A 22,705-nucleotide genomic window follows, 5' to 3' on the forward strand; every position below is an offset into this window, starting at 1 on the left:
ATCCGGGACGCGGTCGTCGTACCGGCCACCACCCTGTCCACAAGAAAGGTCGATCGATGAATCCCGGCCCCTTGCTGCACATCCTCACGCGAACGGATCTGCACCACCTCGAACTCGCCCCGGACGAGGCGATCACCATGGTCGAAGACGGCTACCTGGCCTACGCGTCGGGAGCGTCGCGCAACCCGGCGAAGCTGATGGTGCCGATGCCGGATGCGGCACGGGACGCCGTCGCGTACTCGATGCTCGGCTACGACGGCTCCCTCGAACAGGCCGCGTTCAAGACGAGCTATCGGCAGGGCAGCACGTCGGCCGAGAAGTACTACACGACGATCACCCTCTACGACGACAGCACCGGCCTGCCGTTCGCGCTCATGGACTGCCACCGTGTCGGCGCCACCCGCACGCCCGCCAGCACCGCGCTGATCGCGCGCGCCTGTGCCCGGCCGGGGGCACGCACCGCGCTCATGGTCGGCACCGGCGCACAGGGGATCCGGACACTGCCGTACCTGCTCACCGCCTTGCCGGACCTCGAACGGCTGCGGCTGTTCGGCACGCATCCCGACGGCCTCCGCGACAGCGTCGCGGCGCTGAAGGAACGGTTCCCGGACCGCGACGTCGAACTCGTGGACGACGTCGAGGCCGCGGCGCGTGAGGCCGACATCGTGGTCGCCGCGTCAGGCCGGGCCGCGCACCCGAAGATCCGCCTCGGCTGGCTGCCGCCGGGTGGGCTGCTGATCTCCGTGGCCAGCAAGGGAGTCCAGGAGGGCACGCTCGCCGAAGCCGACTACACCGTGGCCACCAACGGCGCGCAGGTCGAGGTGACCGGGCAGCGGATGGCGGGCCCGGACGGCGTCTTCCGCATCGACGCCGAATTGCCCGAAATCCTCGCCGGTCGCGCGCCGGGGCGTCGTAGTGACGAAGACCGGGTGTTCGCCTTCAGCAGCGGCATGATCATCACCGACATCCCGGTGGCGCACGCGCTGGCCGCCCGCGCCATCGCGGCAGGCCGAGGCCGCGAGGTGGCCCTGTGGACCTGATCGACACCCTGTCCCCGCCCCTGCCCGCGCTCGAACGCCCTTGGGCACACCGGTTGCGTGACTCGGGCACCCTGTGGGAGATCGCCCGCGGGGTCGGCGGCGGCCCGTTCCACGTGATCCATCCCGCGTCCTTCGCCGAAAACCTCGACGCGATGGTCGCGGCGCTCGCCGCCGAACACGTCGAGGGCACGGTCTACTACGGGAAGAAGGCGAACAAGGCGGCGGCGTGGCTGCGGGAATGCACCCGTCCCGGCACCGGGGTCGACGTCGCGAGCGTGCCCGAACTGGTGCACGCCCTCGGAAACGGCCTGCGCGGCGAGTCGATCGGGGTGACCGGCGCGGCCAAACCGGACGGTTTGCTCTGGCTGGCCCTGCGGCATCGCTGTCTCATCGCGGTGGACGCGGCCGACGAACTGGAGCGCGTCACGCGGCTGGCCACGGAGATCGGGGAAACCGCCGAGGTGCTGCTGCGGGTGCGTCCGCCGTCGGCACCGGGGAGCCGGTTCGGCTTCGCCCCCGACGCGCTGACAGCGGCGGTGCGGCGGTGTTCGGGTCCGGTCGTCCTGCGGGGGTTCTCGTTCCACCTGGACGGTTACGAACCGGTGCCGAGGGCGGAACTCGCCGCGTATCTGATCGATCTCTGCCGGGACGCCCGCGCGCTCGGACACCCCGCGTCCGAGATCAGCATCGGCGGCGGGATCGCCGTGTCCTATGTGGACGCCGACGATTGGGCGCGGTTCGAGTCCGGCAGGCACGACGGCTGGTTCCACGCCTGCCGGAACCCGGCGCGGACCTATCCGTATCACCAGTCGCCGACGGGCGCGGCCATGGTCACCGCCATCCTCCGGCACGAGATCGCCGGGAAACCGCTGGCGGATCTCCTGCGCGCGTCCGGGATCGAGCTGCTGCTCGAACCGGGCCGGGCGCTGGTCGACGGCGCCGGATTCTCGGTGTTCCCGGTGGTGGGCTGCAAACCCGCCGAAGACCACCTGATCACCACGGTCGCGGGTCTGTCGATGAGCCTGTCGGAACAGTGGAAGGGCAGTGAATTCCTGCCCGACCCGGTCCTCGTCCGCCAGGACGGTCCTGGCGGCGCGCCGGTGCGCACCATCGTCGGTGGTTCCAGCTGCATGGAGTACGACGTGCTGACCTGGCGCGCGGTGGAACTGCCCGCGCGGCCGAAGACCGGCGACCTGCTCGTGTACCCCAACACGGCCGGCTACCAGATGGACAAGAACGAGAGCGGCTTCCACCAGCTTCCCCTGCCGCCCAAGGTCGTGCTCGACGGCGACCGCTGGCATCTCGACACCGACCACCCGATCCAGGAGATCCGATGACGATCGTCCAGCGCGCGTCCGATCTGATCGGGAACACGCCGTTGCTGGAGCTCGCGCGCACCGGTACCGGGACACGCCTGCTGCTCAAGCTCGACCACCTCAACCCGACCGGCTCCTGCAAGGTCCGCATGGCCAGGCAGATGATCGACGAGGCGGAACTCGACGGCCGCCTGCGGCCCGGCGGGCACATCGTCGAGCCCACCTCCGGCAACACCGGGAACGGGCTCGCGCTGGTCGCGCTGGAGCGCGGCTACCGGTTCACCGCCGTGGTCGATCACCACGCAGCCAAGGAGAAACTCCGGATGCTGCGCGCGCTGGGCGCGGAACTGGTGTTCGTCGACGGCCCGCCCGGCGGCGGGGTCAGCTCGGTTCAGCGGAGGCGGATCGCGGCCCGTATCGCCGCCGAAACCGGTGCCTACCATCCCGACCAGCACAACCATCCCGGCAACGGCAACGGATACGCCGGGCTGGCACGGGAACTGGTGCGGCAGCTCGGCGACGTCGACGTGCTCGTCGCGGCGATCGGCACCGGCGGCTCCCTGTGCGGGACGGCCCGCGCCCTGCGCGCGGCGGGAGCGGACACCCACGCGGTGGCGGTCGAACCCGTCGGCTCGATCATCTTCGGCGGCGCGCCGGGGCTCTATCACCAGACCGGGGCGGGCAGTCCGGCCGGTTTCCCGGTGGGGGACAACGTGGACCGGTCCGTGATCGGCGAAGCCCACCGCGTGTCCGACAGTGACGCCTTCGCCGGCGCCCGTGTCGTCGCGAGGCGTACCGGTGTGCTGGTCGGCGGGACCACCGGCGGCGCGATCCACGTCGCGCTCCGGCGGCTCTACTCCTACCGAGCCGGGAGCACCGTCGTGGTGCTGTGCAACGACTCCGGCGAGAAGTATCTCGACTCGGTCTACGACGACGAGTGGCTGCGTGCCAGGGGAGTGCTCGACGAACTGGCCCACCGCCGGATGGACCGCTGGTTCACCACGTACGCCGAGTCCGTGCGGGTGGCCACCCGTGACAGGCGGGCTCGGTCGGCGCCGGTGGCGGTGAGCGCGTGAGCACGGTGGTCGCGACGCGCGGATACCGGGCGCTCCTCGCGCTGGCGGCGCCGATCGCGGGCATCCAGCTGGCACAGGTGGCGCTCACCAGCGTCGACCTGGCGATGCTCGGGCTGCTCGGCGTGACCGCGGTGGCGGCGGGCGGGCTGGCGATCCTGCTGTACAACCAGATCCGCACCATGTGCGTCGGGATGGTCACCGGCGTCGGGAACCTCGTGGCGACGGCGGCCGGGGCGGGTGAACTCCGCACCGGCACGGACGAACTCGACAATCGGGCCAGGGAGGAGATCCGGTCGCTCCTGCGGTCGGCGCTGCTCGTCGCGACCCTGACCGCGACCATCGGCGCGGCTGTCCTTTGTGGACTGGCGACGGCTTTGCCGCTGCTCGGCCAGAAGCCGGAGATCGTCTCGCTCGCCGGGGCGATGATGTTCGCGCTGGCAGGCGGGTTGTTCCCCATGGTGTGGCTGAACGTGTTGCGCCAGTTCGCCGTCGGACTGCGGCGGCCGGGTTCCCTGCTCGCGGTGACGTGCGTGTCGATCGCGGTCAACGCCGCCCTCGACGCCGCTTTCGTCTACGGCTGGGCGGGGCTGCCCGAACTGGGTGTCACCGGGATCGGCCTGGCGACGACGCTGGTCCAGTTCTTCACCCTCGCCGTGTTCGCTTCCGCCGTCCGCCGGGACCCGCGGCTGCGCCCGATGGTTTCGCTCGCGCTTTGGCGCGCGGATCCGGCGGTGGTCCGGCACATCCTCCGTCATGGGACGCCGATCTGTTTCACCTACGGATCGGAAGCCGCGATCACCTCGATCGCGACGGTGCTGATGGGGGCTTTCGGCCCGGCGATGCTCGCCGCGTCGAACGTCGCGAACCAGCTCGCCTACATCGTCTACCAGGTCAACATCGGGCTGTCACAGGGATCGTCCCTTTTGGTCAGCCGTGCGGTCGCCCATGGCGAGCGACGGCGGACGTCGGCGATCGCGCGTCAGGCGCTCACCCTTTCGTGGGGTTTCATGGCGGTGGTGAGCCTGGGATACCTGGTGGTGCCTCAGGTCCTGTTGTGGCCCTTCCTGCACGGTGAGGCGGACGCGATGGTACTCGGCACCGCGTCGACCCTGCTGCTGTTCGCCATCGCGCAGCAGTACAGCAAAGGAACCCAGAACATCCTCGTCGGCTTGCTGCGCGGGCTCGGCGACACCGCTTCCGGGCTCCGCTGCACCCTCGTCGGGTACTGGATGGTCGGTATGCCCGCCATGGTCTTGTGCGCCCACGTGTTCGCTTGGGGAGGCTGGGGTGTCTGGACGGGTCTGTGCCTCGGTTTCGCGGCGACCGCGGTCCTGCTCGGACGGCGTTTAGCCCGCTAGTCGCGCTTTGTCCCTGCCCGCTTTGGCGAACACGCGTGCCTGGACGGACGACACGTGTGCTTGGACGGACATCTTGAGTGTTGTCCATCCAGGCACGGGTGTTCGCCGGAGGTCACGGGGCTGGTTCGGCTCGGTAGCGGTCGATCTTGTCGAGCAGGTCGCGGGAGCCGGAATCGGTCGCGTTTTCGCGCAGCAGGTCCGCCAGCGGGGCGAGCCGGTCCTTGGGCCGGGTGGAACCCAGGCCGCGCGCGAGGTCCACCGCTTCGGTGCCGGTGCGCACCGCCTCGTCGAAATCGCCTTGGAGCGCGTGGTTCTGCGCGAGCATGATCAGGGTGAGCACCAGGCTGCGGGACATTTCCGTGCCGTAGCTGCCGGTGGCGTCGCGAAGCCGGCCGATCGCCTCGTCGCTGTGCCGCGGGGCGACCACCTGCGCCAGTTCGGTCAGGACGGTACCCCGCATCGCGGTCATGTCCGTGGTGCCGAAGAAGGCTTCCCAAGGGCGCGCGGCGGCCCAGGTGTCCGCGGCTTCGAATTGGGTCTCCGCTCGCACCAGACTCGCGAGGGCGGCCCGCTCGTCACCGGCTTTGGCCAGCGCCCACGCCTCGTTGACGGTGAGGATCGCCTGCGCCCGCCGGGAACCGGACCGGTGGGCGGCGGCCTGCCCTCGGCGCAGATGGCTCAGCCCGCCCTCGACGTCGTGATGGTGCAGCGCCAGCCTGGCGAGGCGATAACAGATGTTGGCCACGAGACTGTCGTTCCCCGCCTCGGTGGCGAGTTCGAGCGCGCGGTCGAACCGGATGCGTGCCGGTACCCGGCGGCCGATGTCGAATTCCGTCCAGCCCAGGAGATTGTGCAGATCGGCGTGCACGGTCAGCAGCCGCGAACGGAGCGCGGCGGGGACCGCGCCCCAATGCAGCAGGAGACTGACCGTTTTCACGACGTGCACCGCGTCCCGGCTGAAGGCCCCGCCTTGCCGGTAGTCCAAGGCCCGCAGGACGTCGATCGCGGTTTCCAGCCGCTCGACGTCGGCGATGCCGATGCGGTTCGGCTTGTTTTTCCCGGTCGTTGTCATGAACTCACCTCACGTAAGTCATGCCCCGGTCACCGGCTACCCGGAGTTGATCCGTCCGAAACCGGGCGTCAGTCCGGCATTTCGAGTTCGGTGTGCCGGGTGGCGAGAGTGTGGGCGACCTCGGCGAGTTTGACGTTGAGATCCTGGGAGGTGCGGCGCAGCAGGTCGAAGGCCTCATCGGCGCTGAGGCCGCGGCGTTGCATGAGGATCCCTTTCGCCTGCCCGATGACGTCGCGGGATTCGAAGGCTCGCCGGAGGTGGTTCGCTTCCAGTTCCGCCCGGTTCACGGCCTGGGTGCTCGCCAGGGCGAGTGAGCCGTGGGTGGCCAGCAGCAGCGCGGTGTCCTGGGCGGTGGCGTCGAAGGCGCCGAGGCGGCGGCCGTAGATGTTCAGCGCCCCCGACAGCCTCGGTGGTTCCGGGTGGGGCACCAGCACGGTGGACAGGATCGAGGTGAAGCCGTGCTTCACGGTGGCTTGGGCGAACTCCGGCCACCGCCGCTCGGTCGTCAGGTCGTCGCTGCGGACGTGCCCGGGGCTCCCGGTGTCGGCGGCATCGACGCAAGGCCCGGTTCCGGCGCGGTACTGCACCTCGTCGAGCTCCGAAGCCACCTCACCGGTCGCGACGGGAGTGTGAAAGGTCCCGTCCGGCGCCCGGAGGGTGACCGACACCAGATCGGCGCACGGAACCACCCGGTACGCGGCGTCGACGACCTGCTGGAGGACTTGCGCTGGCGTCGAGGCGGCCAGCAGCAGGCGGGTGAGTTCGACGAACTGCTCGGAGAGCGGGCCGGCCGACTCGTTCGTGCGGGAGCCGAAACCGGCCTTGTCGCACTGCCAGGCTCGTTCGTCCGCCATAAGTGACCATTCTCCATAGCTTGGGGGTTCCTCACCGGATGCTCCGTATCCGGCGGTTTCACCTGGTCCGAGGCGCCGCGTCACTTTCACCGGCGGTGACTTCTTCGACGAAGCGGGCGGCGACGTCGTGGAGTTTCGTGTTGCTGTGCTGCGATTCGGTGACCAGCCGTCCGAAGGCCTCATCGGCCGAAATCCGGTGGATGGCCATGAGGATGCCCTTCGCCTGCTCGATCACACCGCGGGTTCGCATGGCTTCCTTGAGTTGCGAAGTGAGCGAGCGCGCGTCGCGATAGCGCTGATCGCTGCGCAGCCCGAACGTGACGACCGAGGTGTACAGGTTCAGGAGGTGCGCGTCGCTGTCGCGGAATCCGTGGTCGCCGAAGCCGAAGAGATTCAGAGCGCCGCGGAGCCGGTCATCGACGTGCAAGGGCGCGGCGAGGTAGCTGCCCACCCCCAGCTCCCGGGCGGAGGTGGTGAAGTCCAGCCACATACGCTGGGCGGAGCCGACCGACAGGCGGACGATCTTCCCGCTGCGGGCCGCTTGCAGACAGGGCCCGTCTCCCGTGCCGTACTGGATCCGGTCGATCGCGACGGCGCGTTCGTCGGTGCTGGCGACGGTCACCGCCGCCCCGGAATCGATGGCGGTGATACTGGCCATATCCGCCCCTGGCACGACACGCACGGCTTCCGCGCATACGGTCGCCAGGATCTCCCCGTCGTGGGTGTCGGCCTCGAACGTGCGCGTCAGTTCCGTCATGGCGGCGGCCAGCTCGTCCAGCTGCCCGTTCCGCGGGGACTCTTCGGTCATCGTGGTCCGCTCCGTTCCCTGCGCCGGTTGAGCGGGCCCGGCCACCGTCGGTCGTCCCGCGACGAACCGCTCGGGCTCAACGGATCACGTCGAGCTTAGCCGCTGGAGGGCGAGGACAGAACCGGCCGTCGTCCCCGGGTACCCGGCCAGTCCGATGTGGACAGTGCGTCAAGGGTCGAGCCGTTTGCGGAGAAGGCAGAACACGTTTCCTTCGGGGTCGGCGAGCACGTGCCACGACTCCGTCCCGGACTGGCCGACGTCGGCGGGCCGCGCGCCGGCGGCGAGCAGGCGCTCCAGCTCCGCGTCCTGATCACGGTCGGTGGGGTTCACGTCCAGGTGCAGGGGGAGTTTTCCGGGCTTCGGGTCGTCGCTGCGGCTCAGGATCAGGGTGGGCTGAGGGCCGCCGAAGCCGGTTCCGGGCGGGCCGATCTCGATGTCGTCGTCCTCTTTGCCGAGTTCGACGTACCCGAGTACCTCGCACCAGAACGCCGCCATCCGGACGGGATCGGCGCAGTCGAGGACGAGTTCGGTGATTCGGCAGGCCATGCGGCGAGGATAACCGGTTCTCCCGAGCATGGGAGGAGTGAACCGGCCGGGCGCCGGGTACTCCTGGCGCAGAACGATCCCGAACCGAGGAGGCGACCGTGACCGGTGATGTCGTGGACTTGATCATGCAGGACCACCGCGAGGTGGAGCGGCTGTTCGACGAACTCCAGAAGCACCCGGAGAAACGGCGGTTGCTCGTTCCGGTGCTTTCGTCGCTGCTCACGGCGCACAGCCGGGCCGAAGAAGCCCACGTTTACCCGGCCGCGACAAACGAGGCGTCCGAGGCCGAAGACGTCGCACATGGCCAGAAGGAGCACGCCGAGGCCGAGCAACTGCTCGTGAAGCTGAACAACACCGATCCGGCCTCGAAGCAGTTCGAAAAGGTGCTCTCCGACCTGGTCGAGGCCGTCACCCATCACGTGAAGGAAGAGGAGTCCACGATCCTGCCGAAGATGCGACGCGAACTCGACGAGCCGCGGCGACGCGAGCTGGGTGACGCGTTCGTGGCAGGCCGGACCCTGCACCTCGGCGATCGGCCCGGCGAAGCCACCAAGGAAGAGCTGCTGACCCAGGCTCGCAACGCGGGGGTGGCGGGTGCGTCGAAGATGGCCAAAGAGGAGATCTTCAAGCAGGTTCTCAAGTCGTGAACGGTTGCGGTCTTGCCTGAGGACTCCTACCTTCGTTGAATGGCGTTCAACACCGGAATCGGGCACCCTGCTCCACTTGCCGTGATCGAGGCGGAGCGCTCGCACGATGCCGTCACCGTCGAAGTGGCGGGTGATGTCGACATCTCCACCAGTCCCCGGCTCCTGACGGAGACCCGCGCGCTGCTCGCGGGCCGGACGGGCGTCGCGGTGATCGACATGACCGGTGTCGGCTTTTGCGATTCCTCAGGGCTGTCCGTGCTGCTCCAGCTGAGCCGTTCTTGTGCGGAGTCCGGCATCGAGCTGAAAGTAGTGCCCTCGAAGGTGGTGTACCGGGCCATCGAACTCACTGGCTTGCTGTCGACGTTAAGGGTGGCCGAGTAGGTCTCGGCTTCCCGTCGATGTTTGCCGTCCCGGAACTCCGGGTATTAGGGAGAGGGACGACGGGAGTGGAGGAATGTCGGCGGTGAGTACTGCATCCCTGGTGGACGACCAGGTCGTCGTGCCCGTCTCTCAGGGCGGAAGGAAGCGGCGGAGTGACGACTATTCGCACTGCCGCCCCCTGTTCGACGAGTTGGCCGCCTTGCCCACCGAGCATCCGGGCAGGCGGCGGCTGCGCGAACGCCTGATCCTCGAATTGCTGCCGATCGCGGAACACATCGCGGTCCGGTTCAGTGGACGAGGTCAGCCGCGGGAAGACCTGATCCAGGTGGCCCGCATCGGGCTGATGAAGGCGGTGGACCGGTTCGACCCCGGCCAGGGCGTGGATTTCGTGGCGTACGCGGTCCCGACGGTCATGGGCGAAGTACGCCGCTTCTTTCGCGACACCGGCTGGGCGGTGCATGTCCCGCGCGGGATGCAGGAGCTGCGTGCCCGGCTTTCGCGGGGAACCACGGAACTCACGCAGGTCCTCGGTCGCGCTCCGACCCCCAGTGAACTCGCCGGCCACCTGGACTTGGACGTCGACACCGTCCGGGAGGGCCTGCTCGCCGCGAACAGCTATCAGACGTCATCTCTCGACCGGCCGGTCAGCGACGGCGAGGGCTCGGCTCCCTTGGCGGACGTGGTGGGGGAGCTGGATGCCCGCTTCGAACTCATCGAGGACCGCCACACCGTGGTCCCGTTGCTGCAACGGCTGCCGGAACGGGAACGGGCCATCGTCACGATGCGGTTCTTCGACGGCCTGACCCAGTCACAGATCGCCGAACGTGTCGGCCTCTCCCAGATGCACGTCTCCCGGCTGCTCACGAAGATCCTGCACGACCTGCGTGCGCGGCTCGCCGACGCGCGGTGACTTCGGAACCAAGTACGTGAAGGCCTCCTCCTGGCGCCTGGATCAGGGTCACGGCGAAGTCGGATCTTGCAGGTCAGACGGTTACTTTGCCGGGACCCTGACCTAGACGGTTGGTTCCGTGAAGATCGCGCGAGGTGGAGGGTTTTGCCGTTCGTCCGNNCCGCTGTAAACGCCCGCAGCCACTGCACCCAATGCCACATTGGAGGCGCTCAGCGCCCCCAATGTGGCATTGGGACCATCACCCCCGCAGCGCGCCCGTCTCGACCGGAGTCCCAACCGCCACGACCGATACCTCACCAGTCACCCACTCACGCCACCTTCACGGAATCAACCGTCTAGGCGGAACGAAGGGGCCTTCTGTACTTACTGGCAGGCTTCGCAGTCGGGGTCTTCGATGCGGCAAGCGGCTCCGTCGGCGAGTGGGAAGTCGAAGTCGTCGAGCGCGGGGACGGTCAGGGTGGTCTCTTCCGGCGTGGCGGTAGCGGACATGTCACTCCCTTGGGTTAAGTACGGGTCTTACCTCTCTGTAGCGCTGAAGATCGCCGGTCATTCCGTGACGCCCGCCACACGATTTCCAGGCGGCCGCCCGCACTCGTGAACCGCGACTTCGCGTGCTTAGCGGCGGAACAGGGCTTCCGCCTCGTCGACGGCCTTGGCGAGGGCCTCGGGGTCCGTGCGCAGATCGGCGACGATCGCGTCGATCTCGCGCAAGCCCGCTCGCCGCAACAGCCGCTTCTCGTTGGTGACCCATTCGCCGCGGGCCGCCAGCACCGCGTGCGCGGTCTCCATGGCGGCGACGGCCAGCGCGCCCGCGACCTCCGTGGCCTGCCCGCGCGGGACGAACGCGCCCCGGGTGTACCGCAGCGTCAGCTCCGCGCGGCCCCGCCACAGCACCGGTGCCGTCTCCCGCAACGCTTCCGGGTAGTCCGGCCGCGGCAGCTCGCCACGCAGTACCCGGTTGACGGCGAGTTCGGCGATCACCAGATAGCTCGGGATCCCGGCGAGGTGGAACATCAACGGCTCCCAGTGGAACCGGCCCTGCCGCGCTTCGGCGAGGTGGTGTTCGACGGAGTCGAGGTCGCGGTAATGGACATCGACCTGCCTGCCGTCGATCGTGAGCCAGGCGCCGCCGTTGAACACGCCCCCGCCCCAGGCGCCGATCTCGGAGACCTCGCCCTCCCAGCCGGCGGCGCGCAGATCCGCCGGGTCGAAGCCGCCGCGGTAGTAGACGGCGAAATCCCAGTCGCTGCCGGGATCATGGGTGTTCTGGGCGCGGGATCCGCCGAGGGTGACGGCGTGTACGGCGGGCAGCGCGGCCAAGGTGTCGGCCACGTGGGCAAGGAAGGTCTCGTCGTTCATCGCGCAGTCGATCTTACGGGCGTACGTCAAGGGTTTTTGAGCGCGCGAGCCCCTGGTCGCGGCCTTACGCTCGATTCATGACCACGACAGCGGGACGGCTCCGCGCACCACTGGCCCTTCTGCCGTTCCTGGCCGCCGTGGCGGTGGCCGCGGTCGTCGGAGGGCTGGCCGCCTCGAACGCCCGATCCGTCTACAGTGGACTCGACTTGCCGCCGTTCGCGCCACCCGCGTGGTTGTTCGGCCCGGTGTGGACGGTCCTGTACCTCGGCATCGCGGTTTCGGGCTGGCTGTACTGGAAATCCGGCGGCGAGCTCCGGGGCCTGGTCTGGTACGCGGCGCAACTGGTCCTGAACGCCGCGTGGACTCCCCTGTTCTTCGCCGCCGGCGCGTACGGCCTCGCACTGGCCGACATCCTCGTGCTCGACGTCGCCATCGTCGTCACCGCGCTGTACTTCCGCCGGTCTTCCCGGGTTTCGGCCGCTTTGCTGCTGCCGTACCTCGGCTGGACGCTGTACGCGACGGCGCTCAACGTCGCCATCGTCGTGCTCAACTGACCCCGATCGGCAAGGTGGCGGCCACTCCCTTGGCGTGCCTGCCGTCGAGACGTTCCAAGGTGAGTCCGCCCCGGCGCGCGGCGAGTTCCAGATCCCGTACCGCGTGCTCCACCGCCTGCGCGCTCGCGGCGGCGACGCGGATCGCCGCGCCTACCCGGGGTTCGGTCTCGGCGGCGGTGCGGCGCGCGGTCACGGCGAGGGTCACCGCGGCATGGGGCGCGGCGGCGAGCAGACGGCGTGAAAGCTGGGCCGAGAGCACCGGCGACAGCGCGGGCCAGCCGTCGAGGCGGAAGGTCGCCTGGCAGATCGGGCCGCTGTGCCAGAACCGCCATTCCTCCCGGATGCGGGCCCGGCCAGCCGTGACGTGCGCCAGCGACGCGAGCGCGCCGAGGACCTCGTTTTCGGCGAGTGCCCGTACCGGAAGCCCGTCGCGACGAAGCTGCCGCCGCACGCGCCGGACCGTGTTCCCGAGTGCCTGCCGCACATCGGCGTCGCGGTGGACGTCGACCGTGCGCAGGGCCTGCAGCGCGACCCAGCCACGCGGCGGCCGCGAACGGTCCGCGCCGACGTGGTGGATGACCTGCGCGGCGACGTCAAGGGCCTCTTCCCGCGACGGCGGCAGCAACGTCAGCGGCGAGGGCATCGGCTGGTCCCTCGCGGCCGATTTCGGTTGCAGCACAGCGGTGATCCCGTCGGCGCGGCTGACCATGAACACTGTTTCGTCACCGATCTCGCCGGTTGACCCGGCCGCTTCGGGCGACAGCAGGCGCAGCAGGGCCCGGCCTGCCTCGCCCGCGTTCCGGAGGTCACGGTCGCGGTCGCGTGCCAGGTATCCCGACGCCGAACCCAGCCATGCGTAGAGCCAGCGCCCCCGGATCCGCACGGCGGTGAGCGCCACGACCACCACGGCCGCGGTGACCACGGCGGCCGCCACCGGCCAGGGCCGTCCCGCGACCAGGACGAGCGAGACCAGGACGAGTTGCCAGCAGACGATGTGCGGCACGCCGATCCCGCCGAACCGGCCAGGACGCCGTCCTGAAGCGGGCGCCGGTGGATTCGACGGCGGAGGGCTGGGCATCGGTGTGGGAACGGACGCCGTCGCGGACCACCGCGGTTGCTGCTCCGCCTGGCGAGCGGCGGTCAGGGCGGCCAGCGCGGCCTCGCGAGCGGCGGCTCGCGCGGCGGGCGCGGCGTAGGCGAGCGGGTCGGGCAGGGCCCCGGCCCGCGGTACGGCCGGTGCCGCCTGGGGAAGCGGCGGGGGCGGCGCGGGGAACCGCCCGCCCGTCCTGGCCGCGCCGAGATCGGTCATCGTGCCTCCTCAAACCGTGTCCCCCGCAGCGTGCCGAGGCGAACATGAGGTTTCGATGACACGGGCGTCAGTGCCGGGACAGGCTGTTTCATCGAAATTTCATGGTCGTTCTCTAGCTTGATCGCGTGAACACCGACGAGCGGGGCACGAAGCGATTCAGCGTGGTGGCCAGGACCAGGATGGCCGTGGCGTTCGTGGTCACGGGTTGCCTCGCGCTGGTCGGCCTTGCCGTGACCGGGCAGGCGTCGACCCCGGAAGGCCTGGAGTTCGTCCAGGTCGGCCACTGGGTCTACAACGACGCCGCCCAGTCGGCGTTCCACGTCGACGGCTCGACGAACCGCGTCGACGCGCGCGCGAACGTGCCCGGCGCCGAACGCGGCAGCCAGGTCGTGCAGGGGGACGATTCGGGTTACGTGGTCGAGCGGAACCGCATCACGGAGTTCGACAAGGCGACGTTGAGCGTGGAGGAGTCCACCCCGCCGCCCGCGCCGGAAACCCCGTTCGTGATGGAGATCGCGGGCGGGCCGTATCTGGTCTACCGCAACGCCGGTCAGGTCGTGCGCCTCGGCGATCCGGCCGCGTCAGTGCCCGCAGGGGGGCCACTGTCCCGGCCGGTCGCGACCGTCGACGGCACCGTGTGGGCGCACCGCGTCGACAACGGCGCGATCTGCGAGCTGCCCAAGGGCGCCGCCGTCCTGACCTGCACCGCGCACCTCCCGCCGTCGCACGGCGGAGGGCTCACGCTGGTCGGCGACCGGCCGGTCGTGCTCGACACCACCGGCGACAGCCTCCACCGGGTCGGCTCGGACGGGCTTGGCGAAGCCCTCCCGCTCGGCATCAAGCTTTCGCCGTCGGCCCAGGTGGCCAACAGCGCCGTCGGTGACCGGCTGGCCATCGCCGACCCGGAGCGCAACCAGCTCCACCTGATCGACGTCAGCGGGCTCGACCAGGACCGCCCGTCCGCGAAGCCGATTTCGGTCGAGCTGACCAAGGGCAGCCGGTTCAACGGCCCGGTCTCTTCGTCGAACGTCGTCGCGATGGTCGACGAGACCCGCGGCGAGGTCCTGACCTACGACCTCGCGGGCACACTCAAGTCCACCGCGAAGGTGCCCGGCGAGGGAACCCCGCCGAGGCTGGCCAAGGGGGAGGACGACCGGATCTACGTCGACAGTGCCGACGGTTCGCACGTGCTGGTCGTCAACGGAGAGAACGGCGCGGTGCTCGACGTCGACGTCGACAAGGCAGCCGACAGCCAGACCGCGGGTGCGCCGTCGTCGGCCCCGGAACCGCCGCCCGGTGCGGAACCCCCGCCCCAACAACAGCAGCCGCCGCAGCAGCAACAACAACAGCAACAGGCGCCGCCGAACACCCAGAAGCGGACCCCTCCGCCGGTTGCGAGGGCGACTCCGCCCGGTGCGCCGAGGAACGTGGGCGCGACCTCGGGGGACGGCTCGATCAAGGTCTCGTGGAGCCCGGCCGCGGACAACGGCGCGCGGGTCACCGGCTACCGGCTGACCTGGTCCGGCGGTTCCATGCGGGTCGGCGGGTCGGCACGGGGGACCACCGTTTCCGGGCTGAAGAACGGAACCCCGTACGTGATCACCGTGGTCGCGGAGAATTCGGCGGGCGCCGGGGCGGGGGCCAGTGCCAAGGCCGTCGTCCCGGGACCGTCGTCGCGGCCCGCCACGGCCCCGGTCGTCACCGCGAACGCCGGTGCCGACGGGAAGGTCTCGGTGAGCTGGACCCAGCCCGACCTCCGCGGCGGCACGCTGGTGCACTACCTGGTGAGCGCGACGGGCCAGGGCGAGCGCAAGCTTTCGGCCAGGTCCACGGAATTCACCGGGGTCAAGGGCGCCATCACCATCACGGTCCGAGCGGTGACGAAGTTCGGTTCGGGTGCGGCGCTCACCGGGGCCGCGGGCAGCCGGAAGGTCACCGTGCCGGTGGTCTCGGGGCCACCGACGATCACGATCACCCAGGTTCGGAGCAGGGACGGTTCACTGTTTGTTTCGGTGATCGCGGACGGCAAGGGCGCGTCGGCCACCTGCCAGGCGGAGTTCTTCACCAAGACCAAGCCGGTGGCCTGTTCCGGGGCGACGACCCTGGTCATCCCGGAGGTCACCTGGGTCGGCGCCATCACGATCGACGCCTTCATCAAGACCTCGGCGGGCACCGCCACGGACACCTGGCGGGGTGTGCCGTCGTGACCGGCCGACGAAAGGACAAGGAAGTTCTGTGACGCTCACACCCAGGGTCGCCTACGAGCAGATCGCCGAAAACGTGCAATCGGTGGTGCGCGGCAAGCCGGAGGTCGTCCGGCTCACCGTGGCGGCACTGTTCGCCGAAGGACACCTGCTGATGGAGGACGTCCCCGGTGTCGGGAAGACGACGATCGCGCGCTGCCTCGCCGCCAGCATCGGCGGCAAGTGGAGCCGGATCCAGTTCACCCCCGACCTGCTGCCCGGCGACATCACCGGCGTGATGGTCTACCACCAGAACGCCGAGCGTTTCCAGTTCCACCCCGGCGGGATCTTCGCGAACGTCGTGCTGGCGGACGAGATCAATCGGGGGACGCCGAAGACGCAGGCCGCGCTGCTGGAGGTGATGGCCGAGCGCCGGGTGACCGTCGATTCGGTCGGCCAGGCGGTGCCGAGGCCGTTCCTCGTGGTGGCCACGCAGAACCCGATCGAGCTGGAGGGCACCTATCGGCTGCCCGAAGCGCAGCTGGACCGGTTCCTCATGCGTATTTCGGTCGGCTACCCGGATCTGGAATCCGAGATGCGGGTGGTGATGGGCGACTGCGCGGGCGTGACCCCGGACGAACTGAAGCCGGTGCTGGGCATCGCCGACGTCCAGCAGGTGATCGCCGAGGTCCGGAAGTCCCGTCTGGCACCGGAGATCGTCAACTACGCGGTCCGGCTGGCCGCGGCGAGCCGTTCGCATCCGGACGTCCGCTACGGCGCGAGCCCGCGCGGCAGCATCGCGCTGATCCGGGCCGCACAGGGGCTCGCCGCCACCTTCGGCCGCGACTTCGTGACGCCGGACGACGTCAAGGACGTCGCGCATCCGGTGCTGGACCACCGTCTCGTGCTCACCCCCGACGCCGAGCTCAACCAGCGGCGGACCGCCGACATCGTCGACGAACTCCTGGGCGCGACGGCCGCTCCCATGGCCGCGATGGGGAGGTAGACGTGCGGCTCACCCGCCGCGGCGTCATCGTGCTCGCCTTCGCCGCCGGGTTCTACGCCCTCGGCGAGTTCGCCGGGTACACGTTTTTCCGTGCCTTCGCGGGGATCGCGGCGGGCGCGGTGCTGATCGCCTTGGCCACCACCAGGTTCCGGCCGAAGGTGGAGATCGGCCGGACCGTGCGGCCGGACCGGGTCGAATGCGGCAAGCCCGCGCTGGCCTCGCTCGTCGTGCGCAACACCGGTTCGCGCCGCCACGGCGGTTTCGCCGCGGGCGACGGCATCGGGACCGAAACGCATCACCTGCGCGTGCGCCCGCTCGCCCCCGGCGCGGAAGCGACGTACCACTACGAACTGCCGACGACGACCCGGGGGAAGCTGCGGGTCGGCCCGCTCGTGGTGCACCGGCCGGACCTTTTCGACCTCGCGCGCGGTGACCTGACCGTCGGGGGCACCGCGTGGTTGTGGGTGCATCCGCGACGGCACGCGGTGCGCGCGGCACAGGCGGGACATCCCCGCCACCACCACGAAGGCCCGATCACCGATCCGCCGCTGCGCGGGTCGGCGGATCTGCGCGCGGTGCGGGAGTACGTGGTCGGCGACGAGGTCCGGCATCTGCACTGGAAGGCGACCGCCAGGACCGGACGGCTCATGGTGCGCGAGTACGCCGACCCGGCGCAGCCGCGGTTCACCGCCGTGCTCGACACGCGGCGCGCGTCGATGAACCCGGCCGTTTTCGAGGAGGCCGTCGAAGTGGCGGCCTCGCTGTTCTACGCGTCGGCGTCGGCGGGGCAGCACTGCCGCCTGATCACCGCCACCGGCGCGGACACCCTGACCGACAGCGGGGTGCGCGCGGCGAGGACGTTGCTGGACGAACTCGCTCTCGTCACCCAGGACGCGGCGGACGACGCGCCGCTGCTGCCCTCGGTGCTGGCCGCCGCGTCGCGTCCAAGGGGCGTGCTCGTCGTGATCACCGGGCCGGACGCCGACCTGGGCCATGCCGCGCGCTGGCAGCCCGACACGGTGTTCCGGCTCGGCGACCTCAGGCCGTCGGCGGGGGCGAACGGCCTGATCATCGCGGTCGACGCGGCCGGTGCCGCGGCACGGTGGAATTCCTTGGCGGGGAAGGCATGAGCGCGAAATTCGACCGGATCGCGGTCGCCGCGCTGCTCGGCGCGTCCGGGGTCGCCGGAGTGCTGTTCACGCCGGTGTTCGGCTGGGAACCGCTGCTCGTTCCGGTGCTGGTGGTCGTCCTCGTCGGCTACGGCTGCGTCGAACTGACCGCCAAGTTCCCCGAACTGACCCCCTTCAGGCCGTTGCTCGTGGCGCTTGCCGGGCTGCTCGGCCTGATCGAGACGGTGCTCACCTCGACCACGCTCGCCTTCCTCCCCACGGGGGCTTCGTTGCAGGGGGTGGCCCGTGGCCTCACCGAGGGCTGGCGGCTCACCCTGCAGTCCACCTGGCCCGCGCGGCCGGTCCCCGACCAGGTGCTGTTCGTCCCGCTGACCGTGCTGATCGCCGTCGTGCTCGGGCTGGAATTGGTGCTGCGCCTGAAGAAGCCGCTGGTGGCGCTCGTGCCGAGCCTGGTCGTCGCCGGACTCGCGCAGGCGTATCAGGCGTTGACGGGTATCGGCGCGGTGGCGGCGGCGCTGGCGTACGCGCTGCCCGCCGGTCTCCTGCTCTGGACCGGCCGTCGCACCCGATCGGTGAGCCGGGTGCCCGGTGGGCCGCGGTTCTCGTGGCGGATGACGGGATCGGCGGTGTGGCCCGCACTGTCCACTGTGGTCGCGCTCGTCGCGGGCGCGGTCGCGCTCGCCGGGCTCGACCCGGTCGGCCGCGATCCGCTGACGCTCAAGGACACCCAGGCCGCGCCGCCGCCGAAGAGCAGGCTCGGCAATCCGCTGGACCAGATCGCCCAGCGGCTCACCCAGCCGGAGGAAGAGGTCTTCCGCTACCGGAGCGACATGCCGGTCGACCAGTGGCGCTTGATCGTGCTGAACGGTTTCGACGGCGTGAACTGGCTCGCCGATTCCCGGCTCCGGCGGCTCGGCGCGGGTCTCGACGGCGCGCCGGACGGTGCGGGCGGCACCGCCGAGTTGCGGGTGCGCGGGCTCGCGGGACCGTGGCTGCCGAGTCATCCGGATCTCACCGGCGTGGACGGGTTGACGCCGCTGGTGGACCAGACCGCGGGCACCCTGATGATGGATTCGCCGTCGGCAGGGCAGGCGCGGGACTACCGGCTCAACTGGTCTTCACCCGACGTCGATCTCGGTACCGGTGAGGTCGACGCGCGGGCGCCGGGCGGGCTCGGCGCGCTCGGCGCGGTGCCTCCGGAGGTCGAGCAGGTGGCCAAGGAGGCCGTGCGCGGTCTGCGGCCGACGTTCCAGTCCGCGTTGCAGCTGGAACGCTTTCTCAGCACGAACTATCAGGTCGCGGTGGGCAAGGAGGATCTGCCGACCGGGCACGGCTGGCCGCAGCTGCGGCATTTCCTGCTGGAGAACAAGCGGGGGACGAGCGAGCAGTTCGCCGCCGCGTACGTGGTCTTGGCGCGGATGAACGGCATCCCGGCGCGGCTGGTCGTCGGGTTCCGCGGTTCGGCCGAGACCGACGGCGGGATGAACGTCGTCCGCAACCGCGATGTCCTGGCGTGGCCCGAAGTCGCGGTCGCCGGGGTGGGCTGGGTGGCGCTCGACCCGACAGCCACGGCGGGCAAGGCGAAGCAGGATCAGGCCGGTCCCGGCAAGGCGGTCGCGCGGGCGAGGGCCCAGTTGCCCGCCGAGCAGGAATTGCGGCCGCCGCAGCTTCCGCCGGGCACGCCACCGGACGCCGCCGAGGACCAGAGCGCCGACGCGGGTGCGAGCTGGTGGTGGCCTGCGCTCGCCGCTTTGATTGTCCTTTTTGGACTATTCTGGCTCTTCGGGGTCCCGATGGCGAAGGTCGTCCGGGCTCGGCGGCGGCGTCGCCGTTCGGGCGCCGAAGGAGTACTCGGCGCCTGGGACGAGATCCGCGACCGGTTGCGCGCGCACGGTGTGCCGTTCCGGATCGGGATGACCCCGCGCGATCTCGCGGAATCGGCGGGTTTGCTTGCCGGGGAAGGGATCCGCGAGCCCGTCGCGCGGCTGGCCAAGGTGCTGGACGTGACGCTGTGGTCCGGGGTCCCGGTGGGCGACGGCGCCGTCCGGCGGGCCTGGCAAGAGGTCGGCGAGGTGCGCAAGGGGCTCGCCGCCAGACCGTTCGCGGCTCGGGTGCTGGCGGCACTCGAGCCGCGGACCCTGGTCCCGATCAAGTCCCGCGACGGGAGCTGACGGGGGCTGGTCGCCTGAAGTACATGAAGGCCCCCTTCCTTGCGCCTAGCGCAAGGAAGGGGGCCTTCATGTACTGGGCGAGGTCACGGGTTGCAGCGGGCGCCGCGGATCGGGACCGGGTCGGTGGTGTAGACGTGACGTCCGTCGGTCGCCCTGAGCTGGAAGCAGTACCGGCGCGCCGGGTCCACCGGGACGTCCAGGCCGCGCTGGCGGTGGGCGACGAGCTGTTTCGTCTCGAGCCGCTCGCCCGCCATGACCACGACGAAGTCCAGTTCGCCTTCCGCGGTCCAGGTCAGCTGCACGTGATCGCTCTGATCCCGCGGCGGGGCGAGGGCCAGCTTGACGTCCGGGGCCGGTGCGGAAGCCGGTGACGGCGGCGGGATCGCGGCCGCCACCGGGACGGCCTGCCCGCCGATCTGAGCCGGGCCGAGGAACAGCGGCACCACGGCCAGCCCGGCGACGAGCACTCCCGCGCCCGCCACCGCGATGGGCCGCCAGGGAACCATGCGCTCCGCTTTGAGCGGGCCGCTGAACTCGCGGATCAGGGTGCGCCCGCTCGCCGGCGGTGCCTGCACCACCTGGACCGGCGCCAGGAGCGCCGGAGCGGCGGGCCGGTGGACCTCGGCGAAGTCGTCGAATTCGACGTCGACGGCCTCTTCTTCGCCCGGCACGTCGAAGGATTCCCCGGTGACGACCTCGCCGCCCGGCAGGCGCAGCTTCGTGAACAGCCGGGCCAGCGACGCGACGTCCTGTGGCCGGTCGGCCGGTTCCTTGGCCAGCAACCGGAGGATCGTGCCGGAAAGCTCCCTCGGGACACCCGCTTCCTGGATCGGCGCCACCGGTTCCCGCAGTACCTGGAGGATTCGCTCGCCGGGTTGTTGCCCGGTGTGCCGGGGGAAGGGCGGCGCGCCGGTCAACGCGGTGTAGAGCACCGCGCCGAGTCCATAGAGGTCGGACGAGGGGGAAAGCGTGTCGTCGCGCAGCGTTTCCGGCGCGGTGTACTCGACCGCGTACATCGGGTCGCGCGGGAATCGCCGCCGCAGAGCCACGCCGAAGTCGGCGAGCACGAACTCGCCGGACGCGCGGTACAGCACGTTGTGCGGGCTCACCCCGCCGTGCAGGACGTCCGCTCCGTGCGCGGCGGCGAGCGCCGACGCGACCGCCGCGCCGAGGGCGAGCACGTCGGAAACCCCCAGCCGGGTACCGGAATCCAGGAGTCCGGCGAGCGAACCCGGGCACAGTTCCCGGCGGAGACCGGAGCGGCCGTCGGGGTACGCCGTGACGTCGTCGATCTGCAGGACCGACCGCGTCGACCGCACGGAGGCCAGCGCCTTGCGTTCGCGCTCGAGCCAGGCCGACGTCTCGCGGTCGAAGGAACCGGGGAACATTTTGACCACGAAGTCGTTGCCCGTGACGGGATCCCGGCCCGCGTACACGGTGGCGATGGGGCCCTGGGCGAGCAGCCTCGGTCCGCCGACGGGGGTCTCGATGCTCATGGCTCCATTGTCGCGCAAGAAGGGCGGATCCGGCGTACTTTCCCGGCGGCAGGTTCCTGCCGTGCCTGCCCGGCGGCCCGGTCGCTGGCCGACCCTTTTCCCATGCAGACTGCCGGCCTGGTCAGGGTCACCATCACCACTCCGCACCGGCGCATCGACATGGCGCTGCCGGAACACGCCTCCGTCGCCGAAATCCTCCCCGGTCTGCTCGCGCGGGCGGGCGAAGGGATGGCCGACGACGGGGTCGCCGGCGGCGGCTGGCAGTTGCGCCGCGCCGACGGGACGGCCTTCGATCCGGACCGGACGCTGGGCGCGCACCGGGTCCGGGACGGGGAGATCCTCCATCTCACGCCGCGCCGCGCCGAATGGCCCGAACCCGAGTACGACGACCTCGTGGACGCGATCGCTACGGGTTCCGGCCGCACCGGCAAGGCGTGGGGACCGCGGCACACGCGGCAGGCCGGGCTGGCGGCCGGTGCGGTGGCGTTGTCGTTCGGTCTGGTCGCGGTGTTGCGCGCCGGACCGCCATGGACGTCCCCCGCGGTGTGGGCGCTGGCGGTTTCCGCTCTGCTGCTGGCCGCGGGTGTACTGCTCGCGCGAGCGCTCCGTGACGCCGGGGCGGGCGCGGTTCTCGCCGCTGTCGCGCTTCCGTTCGCCTTCACCGGCGGCGGTCTGCTGCTGGCGGGCGATGATCCGATCGGCGCGCTGTCGGCCGGTCACCTGTTGCCGGCGAGCGCGGCGTTGTCGCTCGCGGCCGTCGTCGGCCATCTCGGGGTGACCGCGGCGCCCGAACTGTTCGCGGGCGCCGCCACCGTCGGCCTCCTGGGGGTGCTCGGCGGCTGGCTGGCCACCTTCGACGACTTGGCGGGCTACCGGTCGGCGGCCGTGATCGGCGGCGGCGTGCTCGCGCTCTCGACCACGTTCGCGCCACTGGCGCTGCGGCTCGGCCGGGTGCCGATGCCGGTGCTGCCACGCTCGACCGCGGACCTCGTCCGCGACGATCCCCAGCCACCGCTCGACCTCGTGCACGCCGCCGTGGCCAGAGCGGACGCGCTGCTCACCGGGATGCTGGGCGGCGCGGCGATCGTCGTCATGTACTGCCAGCTCCAGCTGATCCGCAGTGACAGCGAGGCGGCGGTCATCCTCGTCGCCCTGCTCGCGGCCGGTTTCCTGGTGCGGGCGCGGCTGTATCCGATCCTGCGTCAGCGGCTCCCGGTGCTGGTGACCGGGATCTTCGGCGCCGGCTGCCTGCTGGCGGGACCCTTGATGGCGGACCGCTCGCTGCTGCTCGTCCTCGCCGGACCGTTGTCCTTGGCGGTGGCCGCGGGCGTGGTCGCCTCCGGAATCGCGCTGAGCACTCGCGCCGCCAACCCGTACCTCGGCCGGATCGCCGAATACTTCGAGATCCTGGTGATGATCGCCGTCGTCCCGGTGGCGTGCTCGGTGCTCGGCCTGTACGGCTACGTGCGCGGACTGGGGGGCTGAAACC

General features: G+C 70.6%; 21 protein-coding genes. 13 read left to right on the top strand and 8 right to left on the bottom strand.

What is annotated here, in order from left to right:
- Window positions 1-56 precede the first annotated feature (56 nt).
- From BS329_RS20030 to BS329_RS20045, 4 genes are read left to right on the top strand one after another with little or no spacing between them, the layout of a single operon-like run.
- Window positions 57-1,040: an ornithine cyclodeaminase gene (locus BS329_RS20030; RefSeq protein ID WP_076162734.1), complete on the top strand. Its 984-nt coding sequence runs from the start codon at window positions 57-59 to the stop codon at window positions 1,038-1,040.
- A complete protein-coding gene (locus tag BS329_RS20035; protein WP_076162735.1) occupies window positions 1,031-2,377 on the top strand; it encodes a type III PLP-dependent enzyme domain-containing protein in 1,347 nt (448 codons plus the stop codon). Before BS329_RS20030 ends, BS329_RS20035 begins: the two co-directional genes overlap by 10 nt.
- Window positions 2,374-3,432, top strand: a complete 1,059-nt coding sequence (locus BS329_RS20040; RefSeq protein ID WP_076162736.1) for a PLP-dependent cysteine synthase family protein — start codon at window positions 2,374-2,376, stop codon at window positions 3,430-3,432. Before BS329_RS20035 ends, BS329_RS20040 begins: the two co-directional genes overlap by 4 nt.
- On the top strand, window positions 3,429-4,790 hold the full coding sequence (locus BS329_RS20045) for an MATE family efflux transporter (RefSeq protein WP_076162737.1): 1,362 nt from the start codon (window positions 3,429-3,431) through the stop codon (window positions 4,788-4,790). The genes BS329_RS20040 and BS329_RS20045 overlap by 4 nt, the downstream gene beginning before the upstream one ends.
- Window positions 4,791-4,902: 112 nt before the next feature.
- Here the strand turns inward: BS329_RS20045 and BS329_RS20050 are convergent, their stop codons facing one another.
- The 4 genes from BS329_RS20050 to BS329_RS20065 all read right to left on the bottom strand — a co-directional run bounded on the left by BS329_RS20050 (window position 4,903) and on the right by BS329_RS20065 (window position 8,070).
- The gene (locus BS329_RS20050; protein WP_076162738.1) at window positions 4,903-5,862 is read right to left on the bottom strand and encodes an NsdA family TPR-like regulatory protein; all 960 of its coding nucleotides are present in this window, start codon (window positions 5,860-5,862) and stop codon (window positions 4,903-4,905) included.
- A 68-nt stretch (window positions 5,863-5,930) separates the two neighbouring features.
- Entirely contained in the window at window positions 5,931-6,716 is a 786-nt protein-coding gene (locus BS329_RS20055) for a GAF and ANTAR domain-containing protein (RefSeq protein WP_076162739.1), read from the bottom strand.
- 58 nt (window positions 6,717-6,774) lie between these two features.
- Window positions 6,775-7,524, bottom strand: a complete 750-nt coding sequence (locus BS329_RS20060) for a GAF and ANTAR domain-containing protein (RefSeq protein ID WP_076162740.1) — start codon at window positions 7,522-7,524, stop codon at window positions 6,775-6,777.
- A 168-nt stretch (window positions 7,525-7,692) separates the two neighbouring features.
- Window positions 7,693-8,070 carry a VOC family protein gene (locus tag BS329_RS20065; RefSeq protein WP_076162741.1) on the bottom strand — a complete coding sequence of 126 codons (378 nt, stop codon included), beginning with the start codon at window positions 8,068-8,070 and terminating at the stop codon, window positions 7,693-7,695.
- A 98-nt stretch (window positions 8,071-8,168) separates the two neighbouring features.
- Between BS329_RS20065 and BS329_RS20070 the strand changes: the two genes are divergently transcribed.
- From BS329_RS20070 to BS329_RS20080, 3 genes are all read left to right on the top strand, one after another.
- Window positions 8,169-8,717, top strand: coding sequence for a hemerythrin domain-containing protein (locus BS329_RS20070; RefSeq protein WP_076162742.1), 549 nt, complete (start codon window positions 8,169-8,171; stop codon window positions 8,715-8,717).
- A gap of 39 nt (window positions 8,718-8,756) precedes the next feature.
- Entirely contained in the window at window positions 8,757-9,098 is a 342-nt protein-coding gene (locus BS329_RS20075) for an STAS domain-containing protein (RefSeq protein ID WP_076162743.1), read from the top strand.
- Between the two features lie 118 nt (window positions 9,099-9,216).
- Entirely contained in the window at window positions 9,217-10,008 is a 792-nt protein-coding gene (locus BS329_RS20080) for a SigB/SigF/SigG family RNA polymerase sigma factor (protein WP_076162838.1), read from the top strand.
- Between the two features lie 363 nt (window positions 10,009-10,371).
- Here the strand turns inward: BS329_RS20080 and BS329_RS45195 are convergent, their stop codons facing one another.
- Both BS329_RS45195 and BS329_RS20085 read right to left on the bottom strand, forming a co-directional pair.
- Window positions 10,372-10,497 (bottom strand): hypothetical protein, encoded by a 126-nt coding sequence (locus tag BS329_RS45195; protein ID WP_279628170.1) that lies wholly within the window; start codon window positions 10,495-10,497, stop codon window positions 10,372-10,374.
- 126 nt (window positions 10,498-10,623) lie between these two features.
- Window positions 10,624-11,367, bottom strand: coding sequence for a nucleotidyltransferase domain-containing protein (locus BS329_RS20085; RefSeq protein WP_076162839.1), 744 nt, complete (start codon window positions 11,365-11,367; stop codon window positions 10,624-10,626).
- A gap of 77 nt (window positions 11,368-11,444) precedes the next feature.
- Here BS329_RS20085 and BS329_RS20090 point away from each other — a divergent pair, with 77 nt between their 5' ends.
- Window positions 11,445-11,921, top strand: coding sequence for a TspO/MBR family protein (locus BS329_RS20090; RefSeq protein WP_076162744.1), 477 nt, complete (start codon window positions 11,445-11,447; stop codon window positions 11,919-11,921).
- Here the strand turns inward: BS329_RS20090 and BS329_RS20095 are convergent.
- A complete protein-coding gene (locus BS329_RS20095) occupies window positions 11,914-13,230 on the bottom strand; it encodes a type VII secretion protein EccE (protein WP_084749956.1) in 1,317 nt (438 codons plus the stop codon). The genes BS329_RS20090 and BS329_RS20095 overlap by 8 nt on opposite strands.
- A 125-nt stretch (window positions 13,231-13,355) precedes the next feature.
- Between BS329_RS20095 and BS329_RS20100 the strand changes: the two genes are divergently transcribed.
- Genes BS329_RS20100 through BS329_RS20115 form a run of 4 tightly spaced genes read left to right on the top strand, consistent with a single transcriptional unit; the run spans window position 13,356 to window position 19,720 of the window.
- Entirely contained in the window at window positions 13,356-15,437 is a 2,082-nt protein-coding gene (locus tag BS329_RS20100) for a fibronectin type III domain-containing protein (RefSeq protein ID WP_076162745.1), read from the top strand.
- 28 nt (window positions 15,438-15,465) lie between these two features.
- Window positions 15,466-16,419, top strand: coding sequence for an AAA family ATPase (locus BS329_RS20105; RefSeq protein ID WP_076162746.1), 954 nt, complete (start codon window positions 15,466-15,468; stop codon window positions 16,417-16,419).
- A 2-nt stretch (window positions 16,420-16,421) separates the two neighbouring features.
- Window positions 16,422-17,549, top strand: coding sequence for a DUF58 domain-containing protein (locus BS329_RS20110; RefSeq protein WP_076162747.1), 1,128 nt, complete (start codon window positions 16,422-16,424; stop codon window positions 17,547-17,549).
- On the top strand, window positions 17,546-19,720 hold the full coding sequence (locus BS329_RS20115) for a transglutaminase TgpA family protein (RefSeq protein WP_076162748.1): 2,175 nt from the start codon (window positions 17,546-17,548) through the stop codon (window positions 19,718-19,720). Before BS329_RS20110 ends, BS329_RS20115 begins: the two co-directional genes overlap by 4 nt.
- 83 nt (window positions 19,721-19,803) lie before the next feature.
- Here the strand turns inward: BS329_RS20115 and BS329_RS20120 are convergent, their stop codons facing one another.
- Window positions 19,804-21,216 (bottom strand): serine/threonine protein kinase, encoded by a 1,413-nt coding sequence (locus BS329_RS20120; protein ID WP_076162749.1) that lies wholly within the window; start codon window positions 21,214-21,216, stop codon window positions 19,804-19,806.
- Window positions 21,217-21,318: 102 nt separating this feature from the next.
- On the opposite strand from BS329_RS20120, the gene eccD reads away from it, so the two are divergent.
- Window positions 21,319-22,701: a type VII secretion integral membrane protein EccD gene (gene eccD / locus BS329_RS20125; protein WP_076162750.1), complete on the top strand. Its 1,383-nt coding sequence runs from the start codon at window positions 21,319-21,321 to the stop codon at window positions 22,699-22,701.
- Window positions 22,702-22,705: the final 4 nt, after the last annotated feature.

This window comes from Amycolatopsis coloradensis, from assembly GCF_001953865.1.
In the GTDB taxonomy this organism is placed as follows: Bacteria; Actinomycetota; Actinomycetes; order Mycobacteriales; family Pseudonocardiaceae; genus Amycolatopsis; species Amycolatopsis coloradensis.